Origin of the sequence: Arthrobacter sp. MPF02 (genome assembly GCF_046605375.1) — a bacterium.
GTDB lineage: Bacteria > Actinomycetota > Actinomycetes > Actinomycetales > Micrococcaceae > Arthrobacter.
On the sequence record NZ_CP176772.1, the window covers coordinates 1,289,933 to 1,307,109 of the forward strand.

Consider the following 17,177-nt stretch of genomic DNA (forward strand, 5'->3'; position numbering starts at 1 on the left):
GTAGGCTGGAGGTTACCCGGGATTCGCAGCGAATTTCGGGTTTTCGCGTTGCCTGCGATACCCAAGAACACCACAGGAGCTTCTGCCATGAGCCAATCCGGCCCCTCCTCACACGGCCCGTCGCTGGACGGACTGCGCCGCGTCCTTGCCTCGGACCAGACGTTCGCCCGGGTCAGGGCGGAGGCTGCCAGGGGTTTCGCCGTGCGTGGGCAGGACTACCAGATCAGCGCCCCGGCGGGGCTTCGTCCGGTTCTGCTTGCGGAGATGGCTGACGGTTTGCAGGCCGCGTCCGACGGCGGTGAGCCGGGCGTGGTGCTGGCCGTCACCGCCACGGGCCGCGAGGCTGAGGACCTGGCGGCGGCGCTGCGCGCCTATCTGCCCGCTGACGCTGTGGCGGAATTTCCGAGCTGGGAGACGCTGCCGCACGAACGCCTTTCGCCGCGCTCGGACACGGTTGGGCGGCGGCTGTCCGTCCTCCGCCGACTGGCCCATCCGGAAAGTTCGACGGCGGGACGCCTCCGCGTGGTGGTGGCTCCCGTCCGCGCCGTGGTCCAGCCCGTCGTGGCCGGCCTGGGCGACCTCGTGCCGGTCACGCTGAAGGTGGGGCAGGACGTCCCGTTCACGGCCGTGGTGAAGAGCCTCGCCGACGCCGCCTATGCCCGGGTGGACATGGTGACGCACCGCGGCGAGTTCGCCGTGCGCGGCGGCATCATCGACGTCTTCCCGCCCACCGAGGACCACCCTATCCGGGTGGAGTTCTTCGGCGACGAGGTGGACCAGATGCGCTGGTTTGCCGTGGCCGACCAGCGCTCGCTGTCCGCACCCGGCATCCACCATCCCACCGAACTGCACGCCCCGCCGTGCCGCGAAATCCTCATCACCCCGTCCGTGATGTCCCGGGCCGCCACCCTCAAGGCACAGCTGCCGGCCGCTGCCGACATGCTGGAAAAGATCGCCGGCGGCATCGCCGTGGAAGGCATGGAATCCCTGGCGCCCGTGCTGGTTGATGCCATGGTCCCGTTCGTGGACCAGCTGCCCGGCGACTCCATTGCCGTTGTCATCGAGCCGGAAAAGGTCCGCACCCGCGCCCATGACCTTGCCGCCACCAACGAGGAGTTCCTGGAGGCGGCCTGGTCCACGGCGTCCGACGGCGGGGCCGCACCCCTGGACCTGAGCTCCCAGGCCACGGCGGCGCTTCACTCCGCCAGCTTCCGCTCCCTTGCCGAGACCCGGGCCACCTCCCTGGACCACGGTGTCTCCTGGTGGTCCATCACCTCCCTCGCCCAGGATGAGGAACTGCTCCCGGAAGTGGACGTCCTCAACCTGCACGCCCGCGAGCCCAGGGGCTACCAGGGCGACGTGGCGGAAATGATGGAGTTCATCGGCTCCCACGTCCGCGACCAGTGGCGGGTGGTGGTGGCCACCGAGGGGCCCGGCCCCGCGCAGCGCCTGGCCGAGCTCTTCCACGACAACGACATCCCCTGTGCCCGCGTCGACAGCCTGGACCACGAACCCCAGCCGGGCATCATCGAGGTGACCACTGCCGCCGTCGGACGCGGTTTTGTCCTGGACGGGCTGAAGCTGGGCCTGCTCACGGAAGCCGACCTGCTGGGCCGCACTTCCGCGGCGTCCACCAAGGACATGCGGCGGATGCCGTCCAAGCGGCGCAACGCCGTGGACCCGCTGCAGCTGGTGGCGGGGGACCATGTGGTGCACGAGCAGCACGGCATTGGCCGGTTCGTCGAACTCATCCAACGGAAGGTGTCCGGCGGCGGCGACGGTGTGCGGGAGTACCTGGTCCTGGAATACGCGCCGTCCAAGCGCGGCGCGCCGGGGGACCGGTTGTTCGTCCCCACGGACCAGCTGGACCAGGTCACGCGCTACGTGGGCGGCGACACCCCCGTCCTGAGCAAGATGGGCGGCGCCGATTGGGCCAGCACCAAGTCCAAGGCACGGAAGGCCGTCAAGGAGATCGCCGGCGAGCTGATCCGGCTGTACTCGGCCCGGATGGCCTCCCGCGGCCATGCCTTCGGTCCGGACACGCCCTGGCAGCGGGAACTGGAGGAGGCGTTCCCGTACGTGGAGACGCCGGACCAGCTGACCACAATCAACGAGGTCAAGGCGGACATGGAGCGGGAGATCCCCATGGACCGGCTGGTCTCAGGCGACGTCGGCTACGGCAAGACCGAGATCGCCGTGCGCGCGGCGTTCAAGGCGGTGCAGGACGGCAAGCAGGTGGCCGTGCTGGTGCCCACCACCCTCCTGGCCCAGCAGCACTATGAGACGTTCACGGAGCGGTTCTCCGGTTTCCCGCTGCGGGTCAAGCCGCTGTCCCGCTTCCAGACGGCCAAGGAAGCCAAGGAGACGGCGGAGGGCGTCAAGAACGGCAGCGTTGACGTGGTGATCGGCACGCACCGGCTGCTGTCCAAGGACTTCGAGTTCAAGGACCTGGGCCTGGTGATCGTGGACGAGGAACAGCGCTTTGGCGTGGAACACAAGGAAGCGCTGAAGAAGATGCGCACCAACGTGGATGTGCTGGCGATGAGCGCCACCCCGATTCCCCGCACACTGGAGATGTCGCTGACCGGCATCCGGGAAACGTCCACCCTGGCCACCCCGCCGGAGGAACGCCACCCGGTCCTGACCTACGTGGGCCCCTACACGGACAAACAGACCACCGCCGCCATCCGCCGTGAACTGATGCGCGAAGGCCAGGTGTTCCTGGTCCATAACAGGGTGTCCACCATCGAACGGACCGCAGCGAAGATTCGCGAACTTGTGCCGGAAGCCCGGGTGGAGGTGGCCCACGGCAAGATGTCCGAAAGCCGCCTGGAACAGATCATCGTGGACTTCTGGGAGCGGCGCTTCGACGTGCTGGTGTGCACCACCATCATTGAAACCGGCCTGGACATCTCCAACGCGAACACCCTGATCGTGGACGGCGCGGACAAATACGGCCTGTCCCAGCTCCACCAGCTCCGCGGGCGCGTGGGCCGCGGCCGCGAGCGGGCCTACGCCTACTTCCTCTACCCCTCGGAGAAACCGCTGGGCGAGGTGGCACTGGAACGGCTCAAGGCCGTGGCCGCCCACAACGAACTGGGCGCCGGCATGCAGCTGGCCATGAAGGACCTCGAGATCCGCGGCGCCGGCAACCTGCTGGGCGGCGAACAGTCCGGCCACATCCAGGGTGTGGGTTTCGACCTGTACATCCGCCTGGTAGGCGAGGCTGTGGCGGACTTCCGCGGCGAGGCCGAGGAGAAGGCAGCGGAGATGAAGATCGAGCTGCCGGTGAATGCGCACCTGCCGCATGACTACGTGCCCGGCGAACGGCTGCGGCTGGAGGCCTACCGCAAGCTGGCCGCGGCCCTCACCAACGAGGCCATCGACGAGGTTCTGGCGGAACTGGTGGACCGCTACGGCGAACCGCCGCTGCCCGCACAGAACCTGGTGGCGGTGGCGCGCTTCCGGGTGGCAGCCAGGGAGGCGGGCCTGTCCGACGTCGCGCTGCAGGGCAACTTCATCCGCTTCTCCCCGGCGCAGCTGCCCGAGTCCAAGGTGATGAGGCTGAACCGGATGTACCCGGGGTCCCAGCCCAAGCCTGCCCTCGACGCGGTGCTGATCCCCAAGCCCAAGACGGCCAGGATCGGCGGCCGGGACCTCCAGGACGCGGAGATCCTGGAGTGGGCTGACGGCGTCATCCGGAACATCTTCTCGGACCAGCCGCTCTCTGTCTCATCTGCCGGGGCCTGACCGGTGATGGGAGGACACCACGCCGCGTCGGGAGCCGCGGCGTGGGTGGCTGTTGCGTCCACCGGGCCTTACACCCTGGGCTGGTACCCGCTGGATCCCACCGGGATCCTCATCGGCGGCATGGCCACCGCCGGTACCGCCCTGGTCTGCGACTGGGACCACCGGTCCAGCACCGTGGCGCACTCCCTGCCTCCGCTGTCCAACGCGATTGCGCGGGGCATCGAAAACGCCAGTGGAGGGCACCGCCAGGGTACGCACTCCATCCTCGGTGCCGCTGTTTTCGTGTTCCTTGCCGTGTTGGCGTCCCGGTTCCAGCTGGAGACACCCTGGGGGCTGCTGTCCGTCGGCGCCGGGCTGCTGTGCATGTTCCTGATCAACATCGCGGCCAAGGCCCTTAAGCTCTTTCCCAAGGCCGGGTTCCTGAGCAACTGGATCTTCGCGCTGGTGATGGCCGGACTGGTCACTGTGTACGCACCGGACCAGTGGACGTGGCTGCCCATGTCCATGCTCATCGGTGTTGTGGTGCACATCGTCGGCGACCTCATCACTACCGGGGGAGTGCCGCTGCTGTGGCCCCTGGTGGTCCGGCCGCCCAGGCTGCTGAGGAAGATTCCGCTGCTGCGCAACGTCTGGCGGCCCAACGGGGCGCTGTCGCTGCCGCTCCTTGGCCGGGCCGGCTCCAAGCGTGAATGGCTTGTGCTGATTCCCGTGAGTGCCTACGCGATGGTGGGCCTGACGATGGCCGGCTGGTCCATCGCCCAGAGCCACTGGACGCGTATGGCGGACGCGGCGGTCGCCTGGACCAGGCTCTGGTTCTAGAAACGGAAAAGGCCCCCGGGGCGGTGATTGAATCACAGCGCCCGGGGGCCTTCTTTATGTCGGCTGTCCCAACCGGGTAGCAGCAACTGTCGTTTTAAACCGCCGATACGACAGTTGGCGCTACTTAGTTGGGGTTAGTGTTCGCCCGCGGAGTCCGAGCGGCCAAGGATGGCCTGGGGAATCCAGAAGGCCAGCGCGAACAGCACAATGCAGACGGCCATGGGCCAGATGTTGTCCAGGGTGAGGAAGGACAGCGAGTAAACGGCACCGAAGAAGAGGGCGATGCAGACCACGAAGGCGAGAATGCTGGTCCCCAGCTTGTTCTCGTTCTGGGGCGTCTGGACAGGGCCCTCGTTCGGGATGTCCTGGCGGGAAGCGTTGATGTTGCTGGACATGAAGTTCCTCCTCGGCCCCGCGGGGCTCAATCTGCGGCGGCGTCCGGCCTGCTGTCAGTAGGCAGATGAACCCTGTTCACCCTTGACGATGGCAATGCCGGAGCTGGCACCAATACGTGTTGCACCTGCAGCAATCATAGCCTGCGCGTCAGCAAGCGACCGCACTCCGCCGGATGCCTTGACCCCCAGGTCCGGCCCCACGGTTTTGCGCATCAGGGCGATGTCTGCAACCGTGGCGCCCCCGCCGTTGAAGCCGGTCGAGGTCTTCACGAAGTCGGCGCCCGCTTCCACTGCCGCCTGGCACGCAAGGACCTTCTGGCTGTCCGTGAGCAGGGCGGTTTCGATGATCACCTTCAGGATGGCGCCGCTGGAATGGACGGACTCGGCCACCGCCGTGATGTCCTCCACCAGCGTGCCCTTGTCTTCGGCCCGGGCCGCGGCGATGTTGATGACCATGTCCACCTCGTCCGCGCCGTCAAGCACGGCACCCCGCGCTTCGAAGGCCTTGACGTCGGTAGGCGTTGCACCCAGGGGAAAACCCACCACGGAGCAGGTGAGGACCCCGGAACCCTTCAGCGCCTTCTTGACGGTCTTGACCCAGACAGGGTTGACGCACACCGACTTGAAGCCGTACTCCGCGGCTTCCGAGCAGACTTTCAGGACGTCGGCTTCGGACGCCTCGGGCTTGAGCAGGGTGTGGTCGATGTAGGAGGCGATGCCTTCGGCAACAGCGGCGGCCGGCTGGACGGAAGGGGTGGCTTCGTTGCTCATGATGATCCTCTCCGGGGCCCTGTGGGGCCAGGTATGTCCTTGACTCGGTTCGGGAACCATCTTGTCACAGCAGTCGGCCGCCTCCGGGCCAGGACTAGGCGGCCGCCTGCAGGGCCGGCCCGGCGGAAGCCGCGGTCAACAGCTGCGTTGCGCAGGCTCCCGCAGCGGAAGCCGCCGCCACCAGCAGGCCCAGCCGGACGCCGTCGAACGCCGCTGCGTCCCCGATGGCCCAGATGCCGGGGACGGACGTCCGGAAGTCCTGGCTGATCACTATTCCGCCGTTGGCAGCGGTCCGCAGTCCTGCGCTGGCGGCGAGGCCGTCGCGGGCCACCCGCTCCTCAGCCAGGACCACCAGGTCGCCGCTCATGCTGCTGCCGTCCTCGAAAATCACGGCGGAAGCAGCGAGTCCGGAGACGGACTGGCCGGGAACGACGGCGGCCGGGCGGGCGGTGGTGCGGACGGGCCGGACACCCCGGGCGCGGAGGACCGCTTCGGCCTGGCCTGCTGCAGCACCGTTGCCCACGAGGATCCCCAGCGGGCGCCGGCCCAGCTCCCGCGTCACTTCCCCCACGGCCTCGGCGATGCGTGCGGCGTCATCAATGGTGGAGTAGCTCAGGCACTGGGATGCCCCCTCCACCGGGTTGGCGACCGGGGCGGATCCGGTGGCGATCACCAGGTGGTCGTACGCGAACTCCATGCCGTCGGCTGTGGCGACAGTGCGGTTGACGGCGTCGATGTGGCTGGCCGGCTGGCCGAACCGCACCGAAACCTGGGGGAGCAGCGCCAGTTCCAGCAGCTCTTCGGGCGTGTCATCGCGGTTGCTGAGCACCGTGATGGTGCCGGCGAACCGGGCCCGGTCCAGTTGCGTGACCAGGGCCCGGGCGGCAGGGCCGGCGCCGGCGATGACGATGCGGGTGGCGGTGGCGGACGTGGAGGGTGCCGGAGCGGACATGTGCTGGCCCTTTCGCTGGCGGCCGCGGAACGGCCGGAACTTCGTGATGAACCCAGCGTAGGGAAGCGCTTTTACCGTTGTGTTTCCCGTCCGTTGCCGATCCGGGAGGGGTGCGTTCGCCAGTTTTTACCGGCCGGTAACAGAATCCGTGACGCGGCTCTCATTCGCCAGCCAGCGGACACATTCCCCGGACCGGCAGGTGGAAAATCCCTAGACCCGGATCCGGTAGCCCCGTTTGACCACGGTTTCCACCAGCCGTCCGTCCGGCAGCGATGACCGCAGCCGGCTGACCGTCATGTCCAGGGCGTGCACCGAGCCGCGCAGTTCAAGCAGGTCCGAGAGCGATTCCCGGGACAGGACCGCGCCGCCGGCGCCAAGCAGCGCCCGCAGGAGCAGCAGCGGTGCCGGTGCCAGTTCAACAGGCTGGCCGTCGATGCGCAGGCTGCGCCCCCGGAGCTCGACATTCCCGGACCGGGTATCCAGCCGGCGCACGTGGTTCAGTGCCAGGTGCTCGCACACCAGCCGGATGAGCGCACCCATCCGGAAGCGTTCCGGGATCAGCGGCGCCACCCCTGCGTCCAGCAGCGGCTGCGCGGTCACCGGCCCCACCACGGCGGTAGTGACATTCGTCTTGAGGCTTTCGATGAGCTGTTTGTACACGCCCATCTCGTGCGCGGTGCTCCACATGGCGTCGACGGCGGGCGCGCTGGTGAAGGTGAGGACGTCCAGGTTCCCGCTGCAGGCGGCGTCGATGAGACGCGGAAGTTTGTCCTCGCCGTCGGGCTTTACCCAGCGGTAGGGCGTGACGGTCAGGACTGTCGCGCCGGACATCCGCAGGCGCTCCAGCTGCCGGACATCGGTGTAGCCGTGCAGCTGCACGGCTACCGTCTTGCCGCGGACACCTTCGGCCAGGATCATGTCCACCAGTGTTGCGGTGGTTTCATCACTGCTGATTCCGACGTCGGCAAGGCCGGCCGCGCGCACGGCACCGCGGGCTTTGGGGCCGCGGACGAACATACGGCACGCGCCCAGCGTTTCCAGCAGTTCGTCGCCGATGCCGAAGGAGTCGGCGGCCTCGCACCAGCGCCGCATCCCGTACGCCGTGGTGGCGATGCAGAGGTCGGGCTTAGCCGCGATGATGGCGCGGGTGTCCTCGATGAGGTGCACGTCCTCCTGCACGGGCGCGATCTTCAGCGCCGGGGCGTGCAGCACCTCGGCGCCGCGGCGCTCCAGGGCCTCGATCAGGTCCCGCGAGCGCCGGTGGGACGTGACGCCGATGCGGAAGCCTTCAAGCGGGGCCTCCGCGGCGTCGGTTGCTTCCTCGGCCTGGGCGGCTTCGGCCGGTGCAAGTGCAGTCATGGGGGTCAATCCTTTCACGAACCGAGCAGCGAGGCCGCCAGCCTGTCCAGGTCAGCGGCGGCCTCAGCATGGCCGCGGTTGGCTTCAGCCACCCGGACCACCTCGCCAATGACCAGCACGGCCGGGTTGCTGCAGCCGGCGGCGGCGGACGCGATGGTGCCCAGGCTTGCGATGGTGGTTCGCTGCCCGGGACGGTAGCCGCGCTCCACCACGGCCATGGGCATGTCAGGGCGCATCCCGGCCCGGCGGAGTCCGGCCGCCAGCTGGTGCAGGGTTCCGATGCCCATCAGCACCACGATGGTGCCGCCCAGCCCGGCGAGGTGCCGGTGCTCCTTTTCCGTGAGCGGCGCATGTCCGGAAACCACGGTGAACATGTGGCTGACTTCGCGGTGCGTGACAGGGATCCCTGCCGCGGCCGGAACGGAGATGGCGCTGGTGACGCCCGAAACCACGTGGACCTTGACGCCGGCGGCCACGCAGGCCGCCACTTCCTCGCCGCCGCGGCCGAAGACGTACGGGTCACCGCCCTTGAGGCGCACCACGTTGTTTCCGGCCAGCGCGCTTTCCACCATGAGCTTTTCGATGTCCGCCTGGCCCACCTTGTGGTGGCCGGGCTTCTTGCCTACGTCCACCAGCTCGGCGGAGGTCAGGGCCGGCAGTTCCTGGTACGGTGCGAGCCGGTCGTAGAACACCACGTCGGCGTCCCGCAGGGCCTTCACGGCGGCGACGGTGAGGAGTTCAGTGGTGCCGGGGCCGCCGCCCACCAGGGTGACATGCCCGGCGGCGCCGGCGGCGGGTTCGGCGGCCACCGGAATCCCGGACTCCCGGCAGCGGCGCAGGAGGGCATCCCAGCCGGGCTGGCCGTCGTCGACCGCGGCCACGAGGAACGGCCGCTCGGGCAGCGGGCCGTCGTGTCCGGCGCCCTGGGGGGTGCTGAGGCGGTAGACGACGGCGCCCGCCGCTTCGTAGCGGCGCACTGCCTGCCGCGCTGCGGTGTCCGAGCCGGTGACCAGGACCTCGCGGCCAGTGAGATCAATGCTGAGCTGCATGCCTACACCTCGTTTTCGTTGCCGGAACGGACTGCGATGGACGCGCCGAGGAGGACCTTGCCCTTTTCCTCCGGGGTGGCCGGCCGCATCTGGCCGCGCTCGTCCGGGACGAAGGTGATGGAGTCGTCCTTTTGGTCCGGGGCATTGACGAAGGAACGGAAGCGGCGGAGGCGCTCCGGGTCCTTGAGCGTGTCCGCCCACTCGTCGACGTACGTGTCCACGTGCTTGGCCATGGCTGCCTCGAGGTCCGCGGCGATGCCCAGGGTGTCCTTCACCACCACGTCCTCGACGTGCTTGATGCCGCCGTCGAGCTCTTCCTGCCACCGGGCCGTGCGCTGCAGGCGGTCGGCGGTGCGGATGTAGTACATGAAGTAGCGGTCGATGTATCTGACCAGCGTCTCGTCATCAAGGTCCTTGGCGAGCAGCTGGGCGTGCGCCGGGGTGGCGCCGCCGTTCCCGCCGACGTACAGGTTCCAGCCGTCGGCGGTGGCGATGACGCCCACGTCCTTACCCCGTGCCTCGGCACATTCCCTGGCGCAGCCGGAGACGCCCATTTTGAGCTTGTGCGGGCTGCGGAGGCCGCGGTAGCGCAGTTCCAGCTTGATGGCCATGGCCACGGAGTCCTGGACGCCGAACCGGCACCAGGTGGACCCGACGCAGGATTTCACGGTGCGCAGGCTCTTGCCGTAGGCCTGTCCGGACTCGAAGCCGGCGTCGACGAGTTCCTTCCAGATCTCGGGAAGCTGCTCGAGGCGGGCGCCGAACATGTCGATCCGCTGGCCGCCGGTGATTTTGGTGTACAGGTTGTACTTCTCCGCCACGGCGGCGATGACGCCGAGCTTCTTGGGCGTGATCTCGCCGCCGGCGATGCGCGGCACCACCGAGTACGTGCCGTCCTTTTGCATGTTCGCCAGCGCACGGTCGTTGGTGTCCTGCAGCGTGCCGCGGCCTGCATCCAGCACGTAGGCGCTGTTCTGGCTGGCCAGGATGTTGGCAATGGTGGGCTTGCAGATATCGCAGCCGGCACCGGTGCCGTACTTCGCCAGGATCTCTTCGAACGAGGTGAGTTCCAGGACGCGGATGGCGTCGAACAGTTCCTGGCGGGACAGTTCGAAGTGCTCGCACAGGGCCTTGGAAACCTCGACGCCGGACTTGGTGAGTTCCGTTTCCAGCAATTTCTTGAGCATCGGCACGCAGGAACCGCACTGCGTGCCGGCACGGGTGCAGCCCTTCAGTTCGCCGAGTTCCCGGACCGGGGCGTTGCCTTCGCAGGCACCGCACCCGTTGATGGCGTCGCGGATGCTTCCTGCGGTCACGTTGTTGCAGGAGCACAGGGTGGCGTCATCCGGCAGTTCGGTTTCGGGAGCGTCGCCGCCGCCGGCCGCGCTGAGGAACGCGCCGGGTTCGGCCGGCAGTTCGCGGCCAAGGAGCGGGCGCAGGCTCATGTACGGTGAGGCGTCGCCCACGAAGATGCCGCCGAGCAGGGTCTTGGCATCGTCTGTGGTGACGATCTTCTGGTAAACGCCGCGGGCGGGATCGGCGTAGACGATTTCCAGGGCGTGTTCGGTCTTGGCGAAGGCATCACCGAAGCTTGCAACGTCCACACCGGAGAGCTTCAGCTTGGTGGCGGTGTCGAAGCCGGGGAAGGTGGCGTCTCCGCCGTGAAGCCGGTCGGCCACGATCTCGGCCATGGTGTTCGCCGGAGCCACCAGGCCGAGGCACATGCCGCCGAAGTTGGCTACTTCGCCGATGGCCCAAATTCCGGGAATTTCGGTGGCACAGTAGTCATTGATGACTACGCCGCCGCGGGGGCCCAGGCTGAAAACCTGTTCTTCGCCCTCGGCGGCGCGGAAGAGTTCGTCGCGGGGCCGGACGCCGATGGCCACGATCACGATGTCGGCCGGAATGATGCGATCATCGGCCATCAGGACGCCGGTGACCTGGCCGTCGTCGTCCGTAAGGATCGCGGACGGGAAGACGCCGCCGTGCACCTCGAAGCCCTTCGCCTCGATCAGGCGGCCCAGGGCCTGCCCGGCACCCTCGTCAAGTTGTGTGTTCATCAGCCAGGGGGCCCCGTTGACCACAATGGGGGTGGCGCCCAGCTGCCCGGTGCCTGCCGCCGATTCGAGGCCCAGAAGGCCGCCGCCGATGGTGACGGCATTGATTTTGCGGCCAAGCTTTTCGGTGAGGTCGGCGATGGCCTTGTTGATGGCCCAGACGTCCTCAAGGGTCCGGTAGACGTGGGCATGCTCGGCACCGGGGAGCGGCAGGCGCGCGGCGTCGGAGCCGGTGGCCACCACCAGTTCGTCATAGGGGTAGCTGTTGCCGGCGGCGGTTTCCACCGTCTTCGCTTCGGCGTTGATCCTGATCACGCGCTCGCCGGTCTTCAGGGTCAGTGCTTCGTGGTCCCACATCGAGGCGGACCCGAGGGTCAGGTCAACACCGGTATCCGTCAGGGCCTTGGAGAGGGCGACGCGGTCGTAGGGGAGGTGCACTTCCTCGGTGAGGACCGTGACATGCCAGCCATCGAGGCCGCGGGCATGCATGGCGTCCGCGAAGCGGTGGGCCGCGGGGCCGCCGCCGGCGACGACGATGCGGCGCGGAGTCCCGGTGTTTGAGGTCTGTTCGGTCACGGTGGGCCTTTCGCATGGGCCGCAGGCACTAATGCGCGGCCTTCACTGACGAGTGTCCAACCAGACTAGGGAGAGGCAGTTTCGCTTCAGTTTCCCGATTGTTTCGCCAACTTAACTTCTGCATCACGAAAGCATTTCCGGCCGGGTTAGGTCTCTTTTACCCGCCGGACACATCCGCTGCACCCCACCGAAACACCTCGGCCCTAGCGTGGAACACGGCCGCTTCGCCCGGCAGCCCGGACCACAAAAACAGGACAACAAGCACAGGGAAAGGAGCCGGACATGACGGCAACACTGGAACTTGGGGCACTCGATACCGCAGCCGCCGGATGGCACCGCGTCTGCCCCGTGGACGACCTGGAACTCTCCTGGGGTGAGGCCGCACTGGTGGCCGGCCGCCAAGTGGCCCTTTTCCGCACCGGCCCGCACGAGGTATTCGCGGTGGCCCACGAGGACCCGGCCACTGGTGCCCACGTCATGGCCCGCGGAATCCTGGGTTCGAAAGGATCCCGACCCACCATCGCTTCACCCCTGCACAAAGAGGTGTACGACCTGGAGACAGGGGAGTGCTTCAGCACCCCGGGCCTGAGGATCCAGGCTTTTGGTACCCGGGTTGTGGACGGTTTCGTCGAGGTTGAGCTGTAACGGCAGCAACCCGGCAAAAGCAGCGAAGAAGGGGCGCCCGCCGGGCGCCCCTTCTTCGCGCTAAAGTCCCAGCGCCTCGCTGACGTCCTTCAGCACCTCGTCCAGTGAAGCCCGGGCCGCCAGCCGCGCAGCAGGCAGTTCCGCTGCGGAGGCGGCGTGGTGGATGACTTCCAGGTAGCACTTGAGCTTCGGCTCGGTCCCGCTCGGCCGGATGATCACGCGCGTGAGGTCCCTGGTCACGTACAGGAGCCCGTCGGTGGGCGGCAGCTGGTCGGTGCCTTCGGCCAGGTCCGTGAAAACTTCGACGGCGGAGGACCCGAACGATTCCGGCGGCGAAACCCGCAGCCGGTTCATCATGGCGTCCAGCAGGCCCAGGTCCGCCACCCTGATGCTCAGCTGGTCGCTGGCGTGCAGGCCGTGCTTCAGGTAGAGCTCGTCCAGCGTATCGAAGACGGTTTTGCCGTCGGCCTTGGCTGCTGCCGCCAGCTCAGCGATGAGGACCGCAGCAGAAATGCCGTCCTTGTCCTTCACCAGGTCCGGTGCCACGCAGTAGCCCAGCGCCTCCTCGTATCCGTACAGCAGCCCGGGCACCCGCGAAATCCACTTGAATCCGGTCAGAGTCTCCTCGTGCTCATAGCCGGCCTCTGCGGCGATCCGGGCCAGCAACCGCGACGACACAATGGAGTTGGCGAACACCCCGGGGGCGGCGTCGGCACCGCTGCCGGCGGCAGCCGCCAGGCGGGCAGCAATATGCGCACCCAGCAGCGCGCCCACCTCGTCGCCGCGCAGCATCCGCCAGGCGCCGGAATCCGGATCCTTGGCGGCAACCGCTGCGCGGTCGGCGTCGGGGTCGTTGGCGATCACGATGTCGGCGTCAAGCCTGGACGCCGTTTCCAGGGCGAGGTCCAGGGCGCCCGGCTCCTCCGGATTGGGGAAACTCACAGTGGGGAAATCAGGGTCCGGCTTCGCCTGTTCGGCCACCAGGGTGACGTCCACGAAACCGGCGGCTTTGAGCACGGCCAGCGCGGTTTCACCACCCACCCCGTGCATGGGGGTGAGCACGATGCGCAGGTCGCGTGCCGGGAAACGGTCGCGGTGGACAAGCCCCGCCACGGCATGCTGGTACTCCCTGACGATGGAGTCGTCGAGGACCGTCCAGCCCTCCGGGGCCAGCCCGATCGATTCGAGGGAACCCACGGCGTTGATGCGGGCTGCGATTTCGGCGTCGTACGGGGTGACGATCTGGGCACCTCTGCCGCTCTCCGGGACGGCGTGCCGGCCCAGGTACACCTTGTAGCCGTTGTCCTGGGGAGGGTTGTGGCTGGCAGTGACCATGACGCCGCCGTCGCACTCCAACGCGCGGACGGCGTACGCCAGCAGGGGCGTGGGCAGGGCTGCCGGCATCAGGAAGGTTTCGATGCCCGCGGCAGTGAAGATGGCCGCGGTCTCGGCGGCGAACACGTCGGAGTTGTAACGGGCGTCATAGCCGACGACGGCGCGCGGCCGGGTTCCGGGGGCTGCCGTGCCTACCGTTTCCAGCAGGAAAGCGGCCAGGCCGGCGGCGGCGCGCCGTACCACCACCCGGTTCATCCGGTTCGGGCCGGGGCCCAGCGCCGCCCGCAGCCCGGCGGTGCCGAACTGCAGGGTGCCGCGGAAGCTGTCAACAAGTTCCTGACGGGCTGCCGGGTCACCGTCCTCTACCAGCCTGATGAGCTCGAGGAGGGACGCCGCCGTTGCGGGATCCGGATCTTGGGAGGCCCAGGCGCGGGCTTCGTCGAGCAGGCGGAAATCGGCATCGGCAGACGTCATGGGCACCACGCTATCGTCATTGTCCCTTCAGTTCCTCCCCATCCCCGCCGGAGCAGTGCCTACAGTTTGGCGATGATGTCGGCCAGGAGCCGGGAAATCCGCGGGCCCGCTGCCTGCCCCGCCTCGATGACTTCCTGGTGGCTGAGCGGCACCGGGCTGATGCCCGCGGCCAGGTTGGTGACCAGGGAGATGCCGAACACCTCCATGCCGGCGTGCCGCCCCGCGATGGCCTCCAGCGCCGTCGACATGCCCACCAGGTCCGCCCCGATCCGCTTGGCGTACTGTACCTCCGCCGGGGTCTCGTAGTGCGGCCCGGTGAACTGGGCGTAGACGCCCTCGTCGAGGGTCGGGTCCACTTCGCGGGCCAGGCCGCGGATGCGGGACGAGTACAAATCTGTCAGGTCAACGAACGTTGCGCCCTCAAGGGGTGAGGCCGCGGTGAGGTTGATGTGATCTTTGATGAGGACCGGGGTGCCCGGAACCCAGTTCTCGTTAAGTCCGCCGCAGCCGTTGGTGAGGACCAGCGTGGTGCAGCCGGCCGCAGCCGCGGCACGGATGCCGTGCACAACGGCGCGGACGCCCTTGTCTTCGTAGTAGTGCGTCCTGGCACCCAGGACCAGGGCGCGTTTGCCGTCGGCGGTGAGCACCGAACGGATGGTCCCCACGTGCCCCTCCACGGCCGGGGCATGGAAACCGGGCACCTCCTCGGCGGAGAGCGTGGCGGTGGTTTCGCCGATGAGGTCTGCCGCAGCACCCCATCCGGAGCCGAGCACCAGGGCGACGTCGTGGCTGTCCACTCCTGTTTCTTCGGCGATGTAGTCAGCCGCCGCGCGGGCTGCGGCGAAGGGATCCGTGTTCAGGAAGTCTGTTGTACTCACGAGTACAAGTTATCCTGCCGCTCCTGTTGCGCCCACCACAGCGTGCCGCGGACGTGCACGGATTCTTGGTGCTGCGGCGGGGATGGGCGAGAATGATGAATTGTGACTACGCATCCAGATTTCAGCGCACCCCGGATCGCAATCCTCGGCGGGGGCCCGGGCGGCTACGAAGCCGCCATGGTGGCCGCCTCACTGGGGGCGCAGGTCACCATCGTTGAACGGGCCGGCCTGGGCGGATCCGCGGTGCTCACCGATGTGGTGCCGTCCAAGACGCTCATCGCCACGGCCGACCTGATGACCCGGGTGGCCGAGGCAGGCGAGCTGGGTGTGAAGTTCGACGTCGACGGCGGCGACTTCGTGCCGGTGATGCGCGCGGACCTGAAGCACATCAATGACCGCCTGCTGAACCTGGCGCGCAGCCAGTCGAGGGACATCCACGATGGCCTGGCCGCACAGGGCGTGCGGATCCTGACGGGTTCAGGGCGGCTGCTCGACAACCACACCATCGAAGTCCTTACCCTGGACGGCACCGAGATCGTGGAAGCGGACACCATCCTGCTGGCCGTCGGCGCCCATCCGCGGGAGCTCCCCACGGCCAGGCCGGACGGTGAGCGCATCCTCAACTGGACGCAAATCTACAACCTTGACGAGCTGCCCGAGGACCTGATCGTGGTGGGCTCGGGTGTCACCGGTGCCGAGTTCGCTTCGGCCTACAACGGCCTCGGCTCCAAGGTCACGCTGGTCTCCAGCCGCGACCGCGTGCTGCCCGGCTCCGATGTCGATGCGGCCGTGGTGCTGGAGGAAGTGTTTGAACGCCGCGGCGTCCGCGTCCTGTCCCGCTCGCGGGCGGAGTCCGTGGAACGCACGGAGGACGGCGTGGTGGTCACGCTCAGCGACGGCACCAAGGTCACCGGCAGCCACTGCCTGCTCTGCCTCGGCTCCATCCCCAACACCGCGGGCATTGGACTTGAGGAAGCGGGCGTCGCCCTCAGCGACAGCGGCCATGTGAAGGTCGACGGCGTCTCCCGCACCAGTGCGCCCAACATCTACGCCGCCGGTGACTGCACCGGCGTGCTGCCGCTGGCGTCGGTCGCAGCAATGCAGGGGCGCATCGCCGTGGCCCACTTCATGGGGGACGTGGTCACCCCGCTCAAGCTGCACCAGGTGGCATCCAACATCTTCACCTCCCCGGAGATCGCCAACGTGGGCGTCTCCGAGGCGGACATCGATTCCGGCAAGTACCAGGGCGACGTGGTCAAGCTGTCCCTGCGCAGCAACGCGCGGGCCAAGATGCGCAACGCCAGGGACGGGTTTGTGAAGATCTTTGCCCGCAAGGGCTCCGGAACCGTGATCGGCGGCGTCGTGGTGGGCCCGAACGCCTCGGAACTGATCTTCCCCATTTCCATCGCGGTGAAGCAGAAGCTGCATGTGGACGACGTCGCCAGCACCTTCACAGTCTATCCGTCGCTGACCGGGTCCATTTCCGAGGCAGCCCGCCGCCTGCACGTGCACCTGTAGCTGCCGCGGAAGCGGCACGGGCCGGAAAGTCTGGACCCTGCCGCTGCGTCCTGCATAGACTCCTTCAAGGACCGGCCGGAGATTCCATTAACGAATTTCCGGCCGTCCACGCTTCAAGCCGTCGAACGCAAGGAGAACCCCATGGAACTGCAGGACGTCAAGTGGAACGAGCAGGCGCGGGAGAAAATCCTGCTGGACGCCGACCGGGCGCTGCAGGAGGCAGTCCGGGATGCGGCGTCGTCCCTGTCCGGTGCTGACAAGGACGAGGTGTACAAGTTCCTGTTTGAGAAGCTGCAGCCGCAGTTTGTCGACTTCCAGCCGGGGCCCGACCTTACCGAGTACGCCGAGGCGGTCGCCGGCGGCAAGTTCACCGTGGCAGGCAACGCCGGGACGGAAGGGTAGCGGATCATGTCCATGGCACTGGTACGCCCGCGCCGGGGCAAGATGATCGGCGGCGTCTGCGCGGCGCTCTCGGCCCGGTTCGGGCTGCCCAGGTTCCTGGTGCGTCTGGCGTTCGTGATCTTTGGCCTGGTGGGCATCGGGGAGCTGGTCTACATAGCGCTCTGGATCATCATCCCCAAGGCACCGGCTTAGCACAG

The 17,177-nt window shown here is 67.8% G+C and carries 14 protein-coding genes; 6 read left to right on the forward strand and 8 right to left on the reverse strand.

The annotated features are described in order from the left end of the window. Window positions 1-87: 87 nt before the first annotated feature. Entirely contained in the window at window positions 88-3,750 is a 3,663-nt protein-coding gene (gene mfd, locus ACLH0K_RS06090; protein WP_411375921.1) for a transcription-repair coupling factor, read from the forward strand. 6 nt (window positions 3,751-3,756) lie between these two features. Next, a complete protein-coding gene (locus ACLH0K_RS06095; RefSeq protein WP_411375922.1) occupies window positions 3,757-4,569 on the forward strand; it encodes a metal-dependent hydrolase in 813 nt (270 codons plus the stop codon). Between the two features lie 134 nt (window positions 4,570-4,703). Here the strand turns inward: ACLH0K_RS06095 and ACLH0K_RS06100 are convergent, their stop codons facing one another. From ACLH0K_RS06100 to nirB, 6 genes are all read right to left on the reverse strand, one after another. Further along, the gene (locus tag ACLH0K_RS06100; RefSeq protein ID WP_411375923.1) at window positions 4,704-4,964 is read right to left on the reverse strand and encodes a hypothetical protein; all 261 of its coding nucleotides are present in this window, start codon (window positions 4,962-4,964) and stop codon (window positions 4,704-4,706) included. A gap of 54 nt (window positions 4,965-5,018) precedes the next feature. Further along, on the reverse strand, window positions 5,019-5,735 hold the full coding sequence (gene deoC, locus ACLH0K_RS06105) for a deoxyribose-phosphate aldolase (protein WP_411375924.1): 717 nt from the start codon (window positions 5,733-5,735) through the stop codon (window positions 5,019-5,021). Between the two features lie 94 nt (window positions 5,736-5,829). Beyond that, the gene (locus tag ACLH0K_RS06110; RefSeq protein WP_411375925.1) at window positions 5,830-6,687 is read right to left on the reverse strand and encodes an FAD-dependent oxidoreductase; all 858 of its coding nucleotides are present in this window, start codon (window positions 6,685-6,687) and stop codon (window positions 5,830-5,832) included. 210 nt (window positions 6,688-6,897) lie between these two features. Continuing rightward, window positions 6,898-8,046, reverse strand: coding sequence for a uroporphyrinogen-III synthase (locus tag ACLH0K_RS06115; protein ID WP_411375926.1), 1,149 nt, complete (start codon window positions 8,044-8,046; stop codon window positions 6,898-6,900). 14 nt (window positions 8,047-8,060) lie between these two features. Further along, the gene (gene cobA / locus ACLH0K_RS06120; protein ID WP_411375927.1) at window positions 8,061-9,095 is read right to left on the reverse strand and encodes a uroporphyrinogen-III C-methyltransferase; all 1,035 of its coding nucleotides are present in this window, start codon (window positions 9,093-9,095) and stop codon (window positions 8,061-8,063) included. Between the two features lie 2 nt (window positions 9,096-9,097). Then, window positions 9,098-11,728, reverse strand: coding sequence for a nitrite reductase large subunit NirB (nirB, locus tag ACLH0K_RS06125; RefSeq protein ID WP_411375928.1), 2,631 nt, complete (start codon window positions 11,726-11,728; stop codon window positions 9,098-9,100). 282 nt (window positions 11,729-12,010) lie between these two features. On the opposite strand from nirB, the gene nirD reads away from it, so the two are divergent. Further along, window positions 12,011-12,373: a nitrite reductase small subunit NirD gene (nirD, locus tag ACLH0K_RS06130; protein ID WP_411375929.1), complete on the forward strand. Its 363-nt coding sequence runs from the start codon at window positions 12,011-12,013 to the stop codon at window positions 12,371-12,373. Window positions 12,374-12,433: 60 nt separating this feature from the next. Here nirD and ACLH0K_RS06135 read toward each other — a convergent pair whose 3' ends face one another. Both ACLH0K_RS06135 and ACLH0K_RS06140 read right to left on the reverse strand, forming a co-directional pair. Then, window positions 12,434-14,182, reverse strand: a complete 1,749-nt coding sequence (locus ACLH0K_RS06135; RefSeq protein WP_411375930.1) for a phospho-sugar mutase — start codon at window positions 14,180-14,182, stop codon at window positions 12,434-12,436. Window positions 14,183-14,241: 59 nt separating this feature from the next. Beyond that, on the reverse strand, window positions 14,242-15,060 hold the full coding sequence (locus ACLH0K_RS06140; RefSeq protein ID WP_411375931.1) for a purine-nucleoside phosphorylase: 819 nt from the start codon (window positions 15,058-15,060) through the stop codon (window positions 14,242-14,244). 102 nt (window positions 15,061-15,162) lie between these two features. Here ACLH0K_RS06140 and ACLH0K_RS06145 point away from each other — a divergent pair, with 102 nt between their 5' ends. From ACLH0K_RS06145 to ACLH0K_RS06155, 3 genes are all read left to right on the forward strand, one after another. Beyond that, window positions 15,163-16,578: an NAD(P)H-quinone dehydrogenase gene (locus ACLH0K_RS06145; protein ID WP_411375932.1), complete on the forward strand. Its 1,416-nt coding sequence runs from the start codon at window positions 15,163-15,165 to the stop codon at window positions 16,576-16,578. A gap of 141 nt (window positions 16,579-16,719) precedes the next feature. Next, window positions 16,720-16,980, forward strand: a complete 261-nt coding sequence (locus ACLH0K_RS06150) for a hypothetical protein (protein WP_411375933.1) — start codon at window positions 16,720-16,722, stop codon at window positions 16,978-16,980. Window positions 16,981-16,992: 12 nt separating this feature from the next. After that, the gene (locus tag ACLH0K_RS06155) at window positions 16,993-17,172 is read left to right on the forward strand and encodes a PspC domain-containing protein (protein WP_411375934.1); all 180 of its coding nucleotides are present in this window, start codon (window positions 16,993-16,995) and stop codon (window positions 17,170-17,172) included. Window positions 17,173-17,177: the final 5 nt, after the last annotated feature.

What these genes read in the sequence shown, in the direction of transcription:
- mfd (WP_411375921.1), top strand. Translation starts at nt 88, where the DNA reads ATGAGCCAATCCGGCCCCTCCTCACACGGCCCGTCGCTGGACGGACTG.
- ACLH0K_RS06095 (WP_411375922.1), top strand. Translation starts at nt 3,757, where the DNA reads ATGGGAGGACACCACGCCGCGTCGGGAGCCGCGGCGTGGGTGGCTGTT.
- ACLH0K_RS06100 (WP_411375923.1), bottom strand. Translation starts at nt 4,964, where the DNA reads ATGTCCAGCAACATCAACGCTTCCCGCCAGGACATCCCGAACGAGGGC.
- deoC (WP_411375924.1), bottom strand. Translation starts at nt 5,735, where the DNA reads ATGAGCAACGAAGCCACCCCTTCCGTCCAGCCGGCCGCCGCTGTTGCC.
- ACLH0K_RS06110 (WP_411375925.1), bottom strand. Translation starts at nt 6,687, where the DNA reads ATGTCCGCTCCGGCACCCTCCACGTCCGCCACCGCCACCCGCATCGTC.
- ACLH0K_RS06115 (WP_411375926.1), bottom strand. Translation starts at nt 8,046, where the DNA reads ATGACTGCACTTGCACCGGCCGAAGCCGCCCAGGCCGAGGAAGCAACC.
- cobA (WP_411375927.1), bottom strand. Translation starts at nt 9,095, where the DNA reads ATGCAGCTCAGCATTGATCTCACTGGCCGCGAGGTCCTGGTCACCGGC.
- nirD (WP_411375929.1), top strand. Translation starts at nt 12,011, where the DNA reads ATGACGGCAACACTGGAACTTGGGGCACTCGATACCGCAGCCGCCGGA.
- ACLH0K_RS06135 (WP_411375930.1), bottom strand. Translation starts at nt 14,182, where the DNA reads ATGACGTCTGCCGATGCCGATTTCCGCCTGCTCGACGAAGCCCGCGCC.
- ACLH0K_RS06150 (WP_411375933.1), top strand. Translation starts at nt 16,720, where the DNA reads ATGGAACTGCAGGACGTCAAGTGGAACGAGCAGGCGCGGGAGAAAATC.
- ACLH0K_RS06155 (WP_411375934.1), top strand. Translation starts at nt 16,993, where the DNA reads ATGGCACTGGTACGCCCGCGCCGGGGCAAGATGATCGGCGGCGTCTGC.